This is a genomic window from Clostridium perfringens, assembly GCF_016027375.1.
Taxonomy (GTDB): Bacteria; Bacillota; Clostridia; order Clostridiales; family Clostridiaceae; genus Sarcina; species Sarcina perfringens.
In genome coordinates, this window is the sequence record NZ_CP065681.1 from 1,516,177 (window position 1) to 1,531,909 (window position 15,733).

The following is a 15,733-nucleotide window of genomic DNA, read 5'->3' on the forward strand; positions in this document are numbered from 1 at the left end:
GAATTTGAGTGTTAAGGAGGATAACTTATGGAATATGTAGTAGAAATGCTTAATATCCGTAAAGAATTTCCTGGTATAGTAGCAAATGATAATATAACTTTGCAACTTAGAAAAGGAGAGATACATGCTTTACTTGGAGAAAATGGAGCTGGTAAATCTACTTTAATGGGAATTCTTTTTGGAATGAACCAACCAGATAAAGGGGTTATAAAGGTTAGAGGTAAAGAAGTAAAAATTACTAATCCCAATGTTGCAAATGATCTTGGAATAGGAATGGTACACCAACATTTTAAATTAGTTGAAAATTTTACAGTAACTCAAAATATAGTTTTAGGATGCGAGCCTAAGATTCTTTTTGGATTAGGAATGGATTTAAACAAGGCAGCTAAAAGAATTGAAGAATTATCAAAGCAATATGGATTAAATGTTGACCCTAATGCAAAGATTGAAAATATATCTGTTGGTATGCAACAAAGGGTTGAAATATTAAAAATGCTTTATAGAGATGCTGACGTTCTTATATTAGATGAACCTACTGCAGTTTTAACCCCTCAAGAAATTGATGAACTTATAAAAATAATGAAAAATCTTATAAATGAGGGAAAATCAATAATAATTATAACTCATAAACTTAAGGAGATAAAAGCTGCTGCAGATAGATGTACAGTTATAAGAAGAGGTAGATACATTGGTACTGTAGATGTAAAAACTACTAGTGAAGCTGAAATGGCTAAAATGATGGTAGGAAGAGAAGTATCCTTTAAAGTTAATAAAAAGCCTGCTAAGCCTGGTGATGTAGTATTAGATATTAAAAATCTTTCAGTTAAGAATAATAAGAAAGTATTAGGATTAAAGGACTTTTCTATTGATGTTAGAGCAGGAGAAATAGTAGGTATAGCAGGGGTAGAAGGTAATGGTCAAAGTGAACTTATTGAGGCTATTACAGGACTTAGAAAAAGTGAAAGTGGAACTATAAACTTCAAAAACAAGGATATAACTAGAGAATCTATAAGAAATAGAATAAACTCAGGTATTGCACATATTCCAGAAGATAGACACAAGAGAGGACTAGTTTTAGATTACACAATTGAAGAGAATATGGTTCTAGAAGTATATGATAAAAAACCATTTTCAAATAAAGGTTTATTAAACAAAAAAGAAATAAAAAAATATGCAGAAAAAATAATAGATGAATTTGATGTAAGATCTGGAGAAGGGGCTGAATCTATAGCAAGATCTCTTTCAGGAGGAAATCAGCAAAAAGCAATTATAGGCCGTGAAATAGAATTAAATCCAGAACTTTTAATAGCAGCACAACCTACTAGAGGACTTGATGTAGGATCTATAGAGTATATTCATAAAAGACTTGTAGAGCAAAGAGATAGCGGAAAAGCAGTGCTTTTAGTTTCTCTTGAATTAGATGAAATCTTAAATGTTTCAGATAGAATTGCAATAATAAATAACGGAGAACTTATAGGTGTTGTAAATGCAGATGAAACTAATGAAAATGAAGTAGGTCTTATGATGGCTGGTATAAAAGGAGGAGAAAAGCATGAAGTTTAAACAGTTTATTATATCTTTAATGGCTATTATATTAGGACTTATTGCTGGTGCTATTTTAATGGCTATTATGGGACATAATCCAATAGATGGTTATTCTTTCTTATTCAAAGGTGGACTTATGAACATAGAAAGAATAGGAAATACTTTAGCTACGGCTACTCCTTTAATATTAACAGGACTTTCCTTAGCCTTTGCATTTAAAACTGGACTATTTAATATTGGTGCTCCAGGACAAATGCTTATGGGTGGATTTTTTGCTACAGCAGTAGGATTAACAGTGAAATTACCAGCTCCAGTCTTAATACCATTAATGATTCTTGCTGGTATTCTTGGAGGAGCTATATGGGCATTTATTCCTGGTGTTTTAAAGGCTAAGTTTAATGTTCATGAGGTTGTTTCAACAATAATGATGAACTGGATAGCATATTGGATAGTGTATTACATGGTTCCTATGTACTTTAAAGGAGAATTCTTAGAAACTGAATCAGCACAGCTTCCAGCGGCAGCTACTTTAAGAATACAAGCACTTACAGACTTTTTCCAAGGATCATTTATAAATATAGGAATATTAATTGCACTTATTTCTGTATTTGCAGTTTGGTTTATATTAAATAAAACAGTTTTAGGATATGAATTAAAGGCTGTTGGATTTAATAGAGATGCTGCAGAATATGCAGGTATTTCAGTAAATAGAAATATATTATTATCAATGATGATAGCTGGTGCTTTAGCAGGGCTTGCAGGTGTTGTTCAATACACAGGAAATGCTGTAAGCATACAAATAGGTGTTATGCCTACACAAGGATTTGATGGTATCGCAGTAGCTTTACTTGGTGCAAATACTCCTATAGGAGTTTTATTCTCAGCTTTATTCTTTGGTCTTTTATATACAGGAAAAGGATTTATGAATGCTATGACAAGCATACCTCCAGAAATAGCAGATACTATAATGGCTACAATAATATACTTCTCTGCTACAAGTGTAATAATGGAGAGAGTGCTTAATAAATTCCAAAAAAGAAAGAAAGATAAATTAAATAAAAATACTAATCAAGAAACAACTAAAGAAAGGGTGGTGAGCAAATAATGTGGGAAACAATTCAACAAATATTTCCTTATGCAATAGCTTTTACTATACCTCTTTTAATAACCGCATTAGGTGCTTTATTTTCTGAAAGAAGCGGTGTAGTAAATATAGGACTTGATGGTCTTATGATCGTAGGATCTTTTAGTGGGGCATTTACAGTATCAAAGCTTCAAGAGGCTATGCCAGGTAGCTCACTTCCTTTATGGATTGGTTTAGGAGTTGCAGTTTTAGTAGGAATATTATTTTCCTTATTACATGCATTTGCAAGTATAAATTTAAATGCAGATCAGGTAATAAGTGGTACAGCTATAAATATGATAGCTGGAGCTTTAACTGTATTCTTAGCTAGAAATATGACAGGTAGTGGTAATATAAGAATTATGCAAGGGTTTATACCGAAGGATGTTCCAGTATTATCTTCAATACCAATAATAGGAGATTTATTCTTTTCAAAAACTTATGCAACTACATGGTTAGTTATTTTAATACTTGCTATAAGTACATTCTTATTATATAAGACAAGTTTTGGATTAAGACTTAGAGCTTGTGGAGAACATCCTCAAGCTGCTGATGCTGCAGGTATAAATGTTTATAAAATGAGATATATAGGTGTTATGATATCAGGAGCATTTTCATCTCTTGGTGGAGCTATAATACTTGTAACTTACGGTGGAGAATTTACAGGAAGTGTTGCAGGACTTGGATTTCTAGCCTTAGCTGCTTTAATCTTTGGTCAATGGAAGCCATGGGGAGTATTAGGAGCAACATTCTTCTTTGGATTTGCTACAACTATAGCAAACGTATCTCAAATAATACCATCACTTTCAACTATACCTCCAGTATTACTTAAGATATTCCCATATGTGGTTACTTTAATCGCATTAATAGTATTCTCTAAAACATCTCAAGCGCCTAAGGCTGCTGGAGAGCCATATCAAAAGGATAAGAGATAGTAAAATTTAAAAACTTATCTCTGGATAGTATTTTATTATATCCAGAGGTAGGTTTTTTATTTTGAAATATATTTTTAGAGAGAATTAATTTAAAGATAAGATAAAATTGTAAAAACAAGATTAATTTATTTTATATACTTTATATTTTAAAGATAATTAGCCATAATAGAGTTAAATAAAGTTTAAATGGAGGAATGAATTATGTTAGCTAAAGACTTTTTGGATTTTAAAAATTGGTGTGTTGTTGGTGATGTAGGAAATGAAAAAAAGTATGCATATAGAATTTTAAATAAGCTTAAAGAAAATGGATATAATGCTTTTGGAGTTAGCTTAAAAGATGGAGAAAACATATTTAAAAGATTAAAAGAAGTTCCTTGTAATATTGAGGTTATAGACTTATGTATAAACCCTATTAAGGGAATAGAATTTATTAAAGAGGCCAAAACTTTAGGAATAAATAAGGTTTTAATTCAACCAGGTGCTGAAAGCGAAGAAGTTTTAAATTTTTGTAAGGAGAATGGTATCTGTGCTATAGAAGGATGTGCACTAGTTGAACTAAGTAGAAGGTAATATTTAAAAAGTTCGCATGTTTAATAAAAAAATATTTGTTGAATAGGTTTAAATTATAAAAATATGTTTTTATGCGTATTATATAGAGATAAAAAGTCTTCAATGTACGCATTTGTTTAAAAATAATTACAAAAAAACTTATTAATTTCACTTTTTCGACAAAAATATTCGTAAAAGTATTGATAAATATAAAAAATCTGATAATATATTAAAGGTGATTTAGAAAAACAAATGAAGGAAAGAGTGAGATTATGGAAAAGTTCTTTAAGCTTAAAGAAAATAACACTGATGCAAAAACAGAATTTATTGCTGGATTAACTACTTTTATGACAATGGCTTATATACTTATAGTAAATCCATCAATATTATCAGCAGCAGGAATGGATCAAGGAGCTGTATTTACAGCAACGGCTTTATCAGCAGTAATAGCAACTTTAATAATGGGACTTTACGCTAAGTTACCATTTGCACAAGCTCCAGGAATGGGACTAAATGCGTTTTTTGCTTATACAATAGTTATTCAAATGGGATATTCATTTGAATTTGCTTTAACTGCAGTTTTATTAGAAGGAATAATATTTATACTTTTAACTATATTTAACGTACGTGAAGCAATAGTAGACTCAATACCAAAGGGAATAAAAAATGCTATATCAGTAGGTATAGGATTACTTATTGCCTTAATAGGATTAGAGGGTGCAGGAATCGTAGTACATACAGATGGAGGAACTATAGTTTCTTTAGGAAATATAGTTTCAGGATCAGGACTTTTAGCAATAATAGGTCTTTTAATAACAAGTGTTTTAATAGCTAAAAATGTTAAGGGAGCATTATTTATAGGTATGATTATTACAGCAATAATAGGAATACCTATGGGAATAACTCCTATACCAAGTAAGATTATTAGTATGCCACCTTCAATAGCGCCTACTTTCTTCAAGTTCGATTTCCACAACATATTCTCTTTAGACATGGTAATAGCATTATTTACATTATTATTCATGGATATGTTTGATACAATAGGAACTTTAGTTGGTGTTGCAACTAAGGCTAAAATGTTAGATAAGGATGGAAAAGTACCTAACATAAAGAAAGCTTTATTTTCTGATGCAGTAGGTACAACATTAGGAGCTTGTTTAGGAACAAGTACAGTAAGTACTTTCGTAGAGAGTGCTTCAGGGGTTGCAGAAGGAGGAAGAACTGGATTAACAGCAGTTTCAACTGCATTTATGTTCTTCTTAGCTTTATTCTTTGCTCCATTATTTGCAGTTATAACTCCAGCGGTTACAGCATCAGCTTTAGTTTTAGTTGGATTATTTATGATAGAACCAATAAAAGAAATAGACTTACATGATTTTACAGAGGCTATACCAGCTTTCTTAACAATAATCATGATGCCATTTGCTTACTCAATATCAGATGGTATAGTATTTGGAGTTATATCATACATAATATTAAAATTATTCTCTGGAAAAAGAAAAGAGATAAGTTTAACTACTGTTATTTTAGGATTAGTATTTTTACTTAAGTTTTTAATATAATAATTAAGGAAATAGACTATATGATTTATCATATAGTCTATTTTTATATAATTTATTATCAATTTTTTGCATAATGTAGTAAAATAATATAATGGATATCTTATTGGTATAAAACGATTCATTTAATAATGAATGGAGGAAATATTATGAAAGTTGGATTAGTTTTATCAGGTGGGGGAGGAAAAGGAGCATATGAACTGGGTGTTTGGAAAGCTTTAGTTGAAATGAAATTGGACAAGTACATAGAAGTTATATCAGGAACTTCTATTAGTGCATTTAATGCTGCCCTATTTGCTCAAGGGGATATGGACAATGCTCAAGCCTTATGGGATGAAGTTACTATGGAGAAATTAGTTCCTATGACTAAAATGGATTTGTTGAAAAAAGGTGTAGCTTTAGCCTTAGGGGTAAAAAGTATTAACTTTGTAAAAAAACATATGTCAGATAGATTAGAAAATGGAGATTTTCCTAAGGATGGAGCTTATGAAGTTGTAAATAAGTTTATAGATATAAATAAGGTTAAAGAATCAGGAAAAATTTGTTATGCTGCCTGTACGGAATTACCAGATTGTAAGGTTAAATATTTTAGAATTAATGATTATGATGAAGAGGTAGGAAGAGAAATAATAATGGCCTCAGCATCACTTCCTTTAATATATGATAGCTCAGAGGTAGATGGTAAAAAGTATTTAGATGGAGGAATGGTTGATAATACACCAATTCAACCTGTTTATGGAGAAGGTTGTGATTTAATTATTGTAGTACATTTATCTAAAGAGGGAACTGTAGATAGAAGCCTTTATCCAAATGCTCAGATAATAGAAATAGTGCCTAAGAGCTTAGATGATAGCATGATAAATGGAACATTAAATTTAGATATAGATGCAAAAAGATTAAGAGCACAGCAAGGTTATGAGGATACTATGAATCTTATGAGTCCTATAATGAATTTGGCAAAAACTAGCTTTGAATTTGAAATGAATGAAAAAAATCCAATATTATATAGGTTGTTTAATAGTTTTAAAGAAATTAAAGAAAAATGTTCTAAAAGACACTATAGTTAAAAAGCTATGGTGTTTTTTTATTTATAAAATAAAAATTAAAGAAAAAGGTTACTATAAGAAATAAAAGATTTTTAATTATAAAAATAAAACGTATTAACTAATAGAGATTTTTAGAGTGTTTAGAAATATGGAGAAAAAGAAAGTAATTTTGAAAAAATAAAAGAAATAAATACAATAACACCTTTGACTATATAAGGAATTTCTTATATATTTATAATAAAGCCTAGAATTCCTATAAGAATTAAGGTGATTAATAAATATTATATTATTTTTATCGATTAATATAATTTAAAAGAAAAATAGGTTAGTTCATAAATAATACATAAGTAGATGTTTTATTATAAATGGTTAAATAGAACTGGTTAGTATAGATAAGAGAATTCCAGGAGGAGAGAAATGGTGAATTTAGATAAAGGTTTATTAAAAATTATAAAAGATGAAAGTTTAGAAGATTACTTTATAAAGGCTAATTTTGGTTTAGAAAAAGAAAATGTTAGGGTTACAGAAAGCGGAAACTTAGCTTTAACACCTCATCCAAAGGCCTTTGGAGATAGGGAAAAGAATGCATATATAAAAACAGATTTTTCTGAGAGTCAGTTAGAAATGGTAACACCTGTCTGTAATACTTTAGAGGAAGTTTATAGTTTTATATGTAATTTAAATAAGGTTGTATCTTTAGAGATTATGAAAAATGGAGAATTTTTATGGCCACAGAGTAATCCTCCTATATTACCAAGGGAAGAGGAGATTCCAATTGCTAAGCTTTCTAATAGAGAAGATGAATTATATAGAGAAAATCTTAGTTATAAATACGGCAAAAAGAAACAAGTAATAAGTGGAATACATTATAATTTTTCATTTAAAGAGGAATTTATTAAGTTACTTTATAAAGAGCTTAAAGTGGAAAAGGATTTTAGAGAATTTAAAGATGATATCTACCTTAGAATGGCTAGAAACTTTCAAAAATATCATTGGTTATTAATATACTTAACTGGAGCAAGTCCTGTTTTCCATGAAAGTTATATAGATGAGATTAAAAAAGATGGTGAAATTTTAGGAGAGGATTCTTATTATATAAAAGATTATACTTCTTTAAGAAATAGTTCTTATGGATATAAAAATAAAAAGGACTATTATGTTTCATATAACAGTATAGGAGAATATGCTAGTGACATAAAGAATTTAGTTAAGGATAAGGAAATACAAAGTATAAAAGAATATTATAACCCTATAAGGTTAAAATCACTAGGAAGCGAAGACATGCTTGAAAGCTTACTTCACAAGGGGATTGATTACTTAGAGGTAAGACTTTTAGACTTAGATCCTTTAAGTATTCAAGGAGTGAGTAAAGAAACACTTTATCTAGTGCACTTATTTATGATTTATACTTTATTAAAAGAGAACAAGGAAATAACATATAAAGATCAAGAAGAATTTTTCAAAAATCATGATATGGTTGCCTTAAAGGGCAGAAATGAAGACGCTGTTATACATGAAAATGGAGTTCCTGTTTTATTAAAAGACAAAGGAAGAGAAATACTAAGTGAAATGGATGAAATTGTAGAGATCTTATTTTCAAATAATGAGGAATTTAAAAATGTTATCAAAAGAGCATTAGAAAAAATTAATAATCCTCATGATACAATTTCAGAGAAACTTATTAAGGATATAAAAGAAGAGGGATATATTAATTTCCATATGAGATTAGCTAAGGAGTACTTAAATAACTTTAAAAATAAAGAATTTAATTTAGTTGGTTATGAAGATTTAGAATTATCAACACAAATATTAATATTAGATGCTATTAAAAGAGGAATAGAGTTTAATATGATGGATAGATTAGAAAACTTTATTTCTCTTAGTGATGGAGAAAAGGTTGAATATGTTAAGCAAGCAACAAAAACTTCTAAGGATTCATATATAACTGCCTTAATAATGGAAAATAAATTAGTTACTAAGGATATTTTAAAGGAAAATAATATAAGGGTTCCTAAGGGGAAAGATTATGACAATATAGATGAGGCAAAGAAAGATTTTAGATTATTTAAGGATGAGAAAATAGTTATAAAACCTAAGTCTACTAATTTTGGTTTAGGAATTAGTATATTTCCTGGAGAATATTCAAGGGAAGACTATGATAAAGCTGTTGAAATAGCTTTTAGAGAGGATAGTTCAATCCTTATAGAAGAATTTATGACAGGAAAGGAATATAGATTTCTTGTAATAGGGGAAGAGGTAGTAGGAATACTTCATAGAGAACCTGCCAATGTAATTGGGAATGGAGAAAGTACCATAGAAGAGCTTGTTTTTGAAAAGAATAAAGATCCATTAAGAGGAAGGGGATATAAGACTCCTTTAGAAAAAATAAAATTAGGAGAGATAGAAGAAATGTTTTTGAAAAATCAAGGACTAAGCTTTAAGTATATCCCTAAAAATGGAGAAAAAATCTATTTAAGAGAAAACTCTAATATAAGCACAGGAGGAGACAGTATAGACTTTACTGACAAAATACATCCTAGTTATAAAGAGGTAGCATTAAAGTCTGCTAAGGCTGTTAAAGCCCTTATATGCGGAGTAGATATGGTAATAGATAATATAGAGGAAGAGGCAAAGGAAAAAAATCATGGCATAATAGAATTGAATTTTAACCCAGCAATACATATTCATTGTTTCCCTTATAAAGGAGAGAATAGAAAAGCTGGTGAAAAAATATTAGATTTATTGTTTAATTAAATTAGATATAAAACTTGTAGAATTAAGATAATATTAAATAAAAAGTAGATATATAAAATAAGATTTTAAGGGATGTATTAAAATATAAAAGGTTATTTTAATACACGCCCTTATTAAGTGTTTAAATACTTTATTTTAATTTATATCTTATTACTTTCATAAATATCTATTATTTCATTAAATAGGTCTACATCCTCAATTGAATTATATAAATCACCATCTTTTATATTGTAGACATACTCAAGCACAAATTGTTCACCACTTAAAACTTCTTTAATTATTCTAAAACGCTTGTCCATATCTAACATTTCCACTTCACAAAGAATTTCAATAGGTTCATTTTCATTAGTTTCATTATTGTATTGTTGTTTTATAAAGTTTTTAAATACTATAAGATTAGTATTTTCTTTATCACAATAATTAACCTTTCCAGTTTTGTTACATGATAAACATGGGTTAAAGCCACATTCTCTTATGCATTTTACACACATGCATTTAGAACATACAAATATTTTATCAAGAGAATCTTTATAAGTTTTTTTGAAATCTTCACATTCTTTTATAATTTCATTTTCTTTAGATTTATTTAAAAATGACAGGAAAGATTTTTTTTCTGGAAGTTCTCTAGATAACTTATCTAATAAATCATTATATTTTTTTAATATTTTAATATTTTTGTAGTATGCTCTTTCCTTTAAAGTAGAATCTTCGCTTAAATCTTCAATATCATCTAAAACAAAAATTAGCTCACTGTAAAGACTACCATAAGTATTTTTTTCTTTATCTAAAAATTCCTTTGCATTCATTTGCTATACTCCTTCACCATATAAATAATATATATATTTATGATATCATATATTATCAAATAATTATGAATTTAGACTATTAAAATATACAAAATTTAATAATTAATTTATAATGATGATATATAATACATTTAAGGAGGGGAAGAGGTGAAAAAACATAAGAGGTTTGGTCAGTTAGTCCTATTTTTTATAGCTTTTTTCTTTTTAGTTGGATGTTTTAATATTTCTCCAATTAAAAAAGTTAAGGCAGAAACCTTTGGTATAGAAAATACTATTGCTAAAGGTGGAAGATCCTCAGGTGGGGGCTCTAGAAGTAGCTCAAGGAGTTCAGGAAGTTCTTCTAGAAGTTCAAGTAAGAGTAGTTCTTATAATTCTAGTAAAAAGTATTCTAAGCCTAGTAGTTCATCTAGTGAAAAGAAAAAAAGCCAAGGAAATAGTAATTATTCCACTACGGATAAGTTTAATAAACCTTCATCAGGAAGTAATTCAAGCTCTGATAAGGTAGAAAGTGGAAAAGATTCTAGTAACTCAGATAAAGGTAGTACACAGGGAAATAATAATTATTCAACTACAGATAAGTTTAATAGCAAAGCCCCTAATAATCAAGAAGGAAGTTCTAAAGAAAATAATAAGTATGAAAATAATGATAAATCCAGTGGTAGTTCAAATAAAAGCTATAGAAGTAGCAATTCAGGAGGATTTAGCTTTTTTGATATGCTTATGTTAAATAATATACTTAATATGTTTGGAAATATGTTTAGTTTTATGTTCATAAGAAGACCTTTTATAGGTATTGGAACTATTTTATTAATAGCTTTAATAATATTTGCAATTAGAAAAAGAAGATAGTTAAAATTAATAATTATGACATGAATTTGTAAAAAAGAGAGAGTATAATAAATCTAAATAAAAAGTCGGTAAAGGTGGTAATAAAATGGGAATATTTAATAGAATATCAAATATGATTAAGGCTAAGACTAACTCAGCTTTAGATGAAATGGAGAATCCAGTAGAATTATTAGATCAAAAAATAAGAGATATGGAGAAATCTTTTAATGAAGCTAAAAGATCATCAGCTCAAATTTTTGGTAACTTAAAAGATACTGAAAAGAAAATGAATGAAGCTAAGGAAGAGTCAGCTCAGTATGATGAAAAAGTAAGATTAGCAATGAGCAAAGGAAATGAAGAGTTAGCTAAGAAAGCTTTAAAACTTAAATTAGATAGTGACAAGAAATTTGAGTCTTTAAAGGCAAGCTATGAAGGACAAAGAGCTAAAGCTGATGTTTTAAAAGCAAAATTAGTGGAATTAGAAAAAGAATTAGATAAAACAAGAAGTTATAGAGATGAAGCAGTAGCTAGACTTAATAATGCTGAAGCTTCAAAACAAATAAATGAAGTTATTGCAAATGTTCAAAGTAAGAGTAATTCAATTAATATTGATGATATAGAAAGAAGTATTTCAAGAAAAGAGAGTTATGCTGCTGGATTAGAAGAATTAAAAGGTGAAAGCTTAGATGATGAATTTGCTAAATTAGAAGAACTAAGTTTAGACGATGAATTAAATAAGTATAGAACACAAAACACACAAGAAGATAAAACTTCAGATTCAGAGGTAGATTTAGAATTAGAGAAATATAAAAATAAATAATATGAATTTTAAAGGGTTATACTAAAATAGCTCATAAATAAAACTTATAAATATTAGGAAGAGAATATTTGAATGAACTTAAATTTTTAGTGGAATTCAGAGGTTCTCAGAAGATATTTATAAGTTTTTTATTTTAGAAGATAACTTTATAAGTCTTTAGAAAAATATTATATAGAATTTATAACAAATAGAATTTTAAGTTACAACATAGCTACTTTTATTTAAGGGCTGTATATTAAAATATTAAATCTTGATTAAAAAAGAAAGTCTATATAAAATTTAATTTAGAAAGGGGAGAATTAAATGAATTATAAATTAGTTTGTATAGATATGGATGGTACGCTTTTAGATTCTCATCACAAAGTTAGTGAAAGAAATAAAGAGGCTTTAAAGAAAGCCATTGAAAAAGGAGTACATATTGCCATATCAACAGGAAGGGTTTTTCCCTCAGCTAGGATATATGGGAATATAATAGGAGTAAATGCACCATTAATCTGTTCAAATGGTTCATATATAAAGGATAAAAATACTGATGAGGTAATATTTAAATCTACACTAGACAGAGAAACTTACTTTAAAATATGTGATATTATAAACAAATATAAGTTTTTAGCTTATGTAGATTCTACAGATGGACTAATAGCAGATACTGATATTCCAGAGGATGATAGTCATAGGCTTATGAATAGCTGGGTAGATGAAGAAGAAAAAATAAAATTCTATAAATATGATGATTTAAGAGATGCTTATGATGAACATGGAGAAGATATATTAAAGTTTATAATAATAAAACAAGAAGGCGGACCTAATATAGAAGAAGCTAAGGAGGAATTTGAAGCTTTAGAAGGAGTAGATTTAGTTTATGCTTCTTGGGGTGGATGTATAGAGATCATGAAAAAAGGAACTTCAAAGGGAAGTGCAGTTAAAGCCCTTGCAGATAAATTAGGAATAAGCTTAGAAGAAGTAATATGCATTGGTGATAGTGGAAATGATGTATCTATGCTAGAAGAGGCAGGATTATCTGTAGTAATGGGAAATGCACCAGACTTTATTAAGGAATATGGGGATTATATAACAGATACAAATGAAAATGATGGTGTTGCTAAGGCTATAGAGAAGTTTATATTGGAATAATAGAAATAAAGGGTTTAATAAAAAAGAAATTTAGTTTGACATATTGTCTTTAAAGTTATTAAATATGTTTAGAGATAATAATAAAATGTGAATTGTTCATAGAAAGGAATGATTAAATGTTTAGTTTCACTTTTGATGAAAAAGAATATACTTTATCAGAGGATAAATTGCTTTATTTCTTTAATGAAGATGTTGAAGGTTTTGATATAGATAAGCTTTTTGAAATATTAAATAGTAGTGAGGGAGTTAGCTTTGGAAAAGCCTATTATGATGGCCCTTGTGAAGAATGTAAATTTGGATTAGAGGAAAAAAAGAAGAGCTTCCCATTTTTAGAGTTTAATATGTTTATTTATGCTAAGAATGGAAAGTTTGTAATAAGCAATATAGAAAAAGCTTATGAAGGTCTTACTTATAATAAATTATTAAGAGATAAAAAAGTAGACAAGAGCTATTTAGTTAATATAAATGTTTGTAAAAATTGTGGGAACTTCGCTGTTGAAGTTGAGGAACTTGAAGTATAATAAAAAAGTTTTGGGTATGTATTCTTATAATACAAAAAAGAATACATACCTTTTTTTGTTTTAGGAAAATTTAATTATATAGAAACAAATTAATAGCTTATATGACATAAATTTAAATGGTTTAGATGATATAATTTAAAACATATTAGTAATAAATTCTAAGAAAGGGGAATAAAAATGAGTTTATTAAAGAAAGTTAGCAAAATAGTAGTAGGAGTTACAATGGCATCTTTACTTTTAATAGGATGTGGAGGGACAGGTAAAAAGGCAAAGGAAAATATACCAGAGGATAAATTACCTGTAGCTACTATTGAAGTTAAGAATTTTGGAACTATAGAAGCAGAGTTATATCCAAACAAAGCTCCAAATACCGTTGATAACTTTATAAGCCTAGCTAATAGTGGATTTTATGATGGCTTAACTATCCATAGAATAGTTAAGGGATTTGTGCTTCAGGGTGGAGATCCAAAGGGAACAGGTACAGGTGGACCAGGATATATGATAAAGGGTGAATTTTCTTCTAATGGAGTAGAAAATGATATTAAGCATGAAGAGGGAATATTATCAATGGCAAGATCTCAAAATCCTGATAGTGCAGGAAGTCAATTCTTTATTGTTACAAAAGAAGCACCACATTTAGATGGTCAATATGCAGCCTTTGGAAAAGTTACTAAGGGATTAGATGTGGTTCATGAAATAGAAAAGGTTTCAGTAGGAGCAAATGATAAACCAGTTGAGGATGTTGTTATAGAATCAATTAAGGTGGATACAAAGGGAATAGAGTATAAGGAGCCTGAAAAGGTTAAATAAAGGAATTTTAATTTATTAATTACCTGTATTTTAAGATAAGTTTTAAATAGATTTATTGTTTAAAACTTATCTTTTATAATATTGGAATTTAAAAAGTCTTAGTGTAAAATTAAAAATGAACATATGTTTGCATGGAGGCTTTATGAAAGAGAATAGAAAGATAATTCATATAGATATGGACGCTTTTTATGCATCCATTGAACAGAGAGATAATCCTAAGTATAAAGGAAAGCCGTTGATTGTTGGTGGAGACCCAAATAGAAGAGGAGTAGTTGCAACTTGCTCTTATGAAGCAAGGAAATACGGAATACATTCAGCTATGCCCTCTTTAACTGCATATAAATTATGCCCTAAAGCTATTTTTATAAGACCTAGGATGGAGGTTTATAAAAAAGTTTCTAGGCAGGTTATGAATATATTAAATGAATACTCTAATCTTGTAGAACCCTTGTCCTTAGATGAGGCTTTTGTTGATGTAAGTAAAAGCAAAAGGTGCAAAGGTTCTGCAACCTTAATGGCCCTTGAAATAAAGGAAAGAATATTTAAAGAAGTAGGTCTTACTGCTTCAGCAGGAGTTTCTTTTAATAAATTTTTAGCAAAGATGGCATCAGATTTTAGAAAACCAGATGGTATAACAGTAATAACAGAGGAGAATTCAAAGGATTTTATAAGAAATATACCTATAGGAAAATTTTTTGGCGTTGGAAGAGTAACTAAAAATAAGCTAAATAATATAGGGGTATTTAAGGGGGAGGATTTACTTAAATTTTCTGAAGAAGAACTTATAGATATTTTTAGTGACAGGGGCAAGATATTATATGAATTTGCTAGGGGTATAGATAATAGACCAGTAAATCCATACAGGATTAGAAAGTCTATAGGTAAAGAAATTACCTTAAGAGAAGACATAGAAGATATAGATGAAATGATAGAGATTTTAGAGAGAATAGCAGAAAGAGTTAGTGAGAGTTTATGTTTATTAAATAAAAAAGGAAAGACTGTAACCTTAAAGGTGAAGTTTAACGATTTTAAACATATAACAAGAAGTATTACTTTAGAACACTTTTTAAAAGAAAAGAAGGAAATAATGGAATGTGTAAAAGATCTTATAAGCATAGTTGATTTTAAAAATAAAAAGGTAAGATTATTAGGAATAACAATATCATCTTTAGAAGAAAATATAATAACAGAAGAAAGAGAGCAGTTAAGCTTTGATGTTTAGACAAATTATTAACTAGATGAAAACAAATTTCGATAATATAGAAATTATTTAAATAAATAGTATAATAATACTTATAATTTA

The 15,733-nt window shown here is 28.6% G+C and carries 14 protein-coding genes; 13 read left to right on the forward strand and 1 reads right to left on the reverse strand.

Annotated features, from left to right (window positions below):
- Positions 1–27 precede the first annotated feature (27 nt).
- From I6G60_RS07455 to gshAB, 7 genes are all read left to right on the forward strand, one after another.
- Entirely contained in the window at positions 28–1,563 is a 1,536-nt protein-coding gene (locus I6G60_RS07455) for an ABC transporter ATP-binding protein (RefSeq protein WP_003449708.1), read from the forward strand.
- The gene (locus tag I6G60_RS07460) at positions 1,553–2,650 is read left to right on the forward strand and encodes an ABC transporter permease (protein WP_003449685.1); all 1,098 of its coding nucleotides are present in this window, start codon (positions 1,553–1,555) and stop codon (positions 2,648–2,650) included. Before I6G60_RS07455 ends, I6G60_RS07460 begins: the two co-directional genes overlap by 11 nt.
- Positions 2,650–3,603, forward strand: a complete 954-nt coding sequence (locus I6G60_RS07465; protein ID WP_003449510.1) for an ABC transporter permease — start codon at positions 2,650–2,652, stop codon at positions 3,601–3,603. The genes I6G60_RS07460 and I6G60_RS07465 overlap by 1 nt, the downstream gene beginning before the upstream one ends.
- Before the next feature lie 201 nt (positions 3,604–3,804).
- The gene (locus tag I6G60_RS07470; RefSeq protein WP_003478162.1) at positions 3,805–4,173 is read left to right on the forward strand and encodes a CoA-binding protein; all 369 of its coding nucleotides are present in this window, start codon (positions 3,805–3,807) and stop codon (positions 4,171–4,173) included.
- Between the two features lie 251 nt (positions 4,174–4,424).
- Positions 4,425–5,714 carry an NCS2 family permease gene (locus I6G60_RS07475; protein WP_003478161.1) on the forward strand — a complete coding sequence of 430 codons (1,290 nt, stop codon included), beginning with the start codon at positions 4,425–4,427 and terminating at the stop codon, positions 5,712–5,714.
- A gap of 146 nt (positions 5,715–5,860) precedes the next feature.
- Entirely contained in the window at positions 5,861–6,778 is a 918-nt protein-coding gene (locus tag I6G60_RS07480; RefSeq protein WP_197925688.1) for a patatin-like phospholipase family protein, read from the forward strand.
- 396 nt (positions 6,779–7,174) lie between these two features.
- The gene (gene gshAB, locus I6G60_RS07485) at positions 7,175–9,511 is read left to right on the forward strand and encodes a bifunctional glutamate--cysteine ligase GshA/glutathione synthetase GshB (RefSeq protein ID WP_164788658.1); all 2,337 of its coding nucleotides are present in this window, start codon (positions 7,175–7,177) and stop codon (positions 9,509–9,511) included.
- Positions 9,512–9,651: 140 nt separating this feature from the next.
- On the opposite strand, the gene I6G60_RS07490 is transcribed toward gshAB, so the two are convergent.
- Complete coding sequence (locus tag I6G60_RS07490) at positions 9,652–10,317, reverse strand: hypothetical protein (RefSeq protein WP_197925690.1); 666 nt, start codon at positions 10,315–10,317, stop codon at positions 9,652–9,654.
- Between the two features lie 147 nt (positions 10,318–10,464).
- Between I6G60_RS07490 and I6G60_RS07495 the strand changes: the two genes are divergently transcribed.
- From I6G60_RS07495 to dinB, 6 genes are all read left to right on the forward strand, one after another.
- Positions 10,465–11,166 (forward strand): hypothetical protein, encoded by a 702-nt coding sequence (locus I6G60_RS07495; RefSeq protein ID WP_003455926.1) that lies wholly within the window; start codon positions 10,465–10,467, stop codon positions 11,164–11,166.
- An 85-nt stretch (positions 11,167–11,251) separates the two neighbouring features.
- Positions 11,252–11,965 carry a PspA/IM30 family protein gene (locus I6G60_RS07500; protein WP_003455961.1) on the forward strand — a complete coding sequence of 238 codons (714 nt, stop codon included), beginning with the start codon at positions 11,252–11,254 and terminating at the stop codon, positions 11,963–11,965.
- Positions 11,966–12,268: 303 nt separating this feature from the next.
- On the forward strand, positions 12,269–13,099 hold the full coding sequence (locus tag I6G60_RS07505; RefSeq protein ID WP_003455945.1) for a Cof-type HAD-IIB family hydrolase: 831 nt from the start codon (positions 12,269–12,271) through the stop codon (positions 13,097–13,099).
- 116 nt (positions 13,100–13,215) lie between these two features.
- Positions 13,216–13,620, forward strand: a complete 405-nt coding sequence (locus I6G60_RS07510; protein ID WP_003455893.1) for a DUF3785 domain-containing protein — start codon at positions 13,216–13,218, stop codon at positions 13,618–13,620.
- A gap of 177 nt (positions 13,621–13,797) precedes the next feature.
- Positions 13,798–14,430: a peptidylprolyl isomerase gene (locus I6G60_RS07515; RefSeq protein WP_003455975.1), complete on the forward strand. Its 633-nt coding sequence runs from the start codon at positions 13,798–13,800 to the stop codon at positions 14,428–14,430.
- Between the two features lie 142 nt (positions 14,431–14,572).
- The gene (dinB, locus tag I6G60_RS07520) at positions 14,573–15,652 is read left to right on the forward strand and encodes a DNA polymerase IV (RefSeq protein ID WP_003478157.1); all 1,080 of its coding nucleotides are present in this window, start codon (positions 14,573–14,575) and stop codon (positions 15,650–15,652) included.
- The last annotated feature ends 81 nt before the right edge of the window (positions 15,653–15,733 follow it).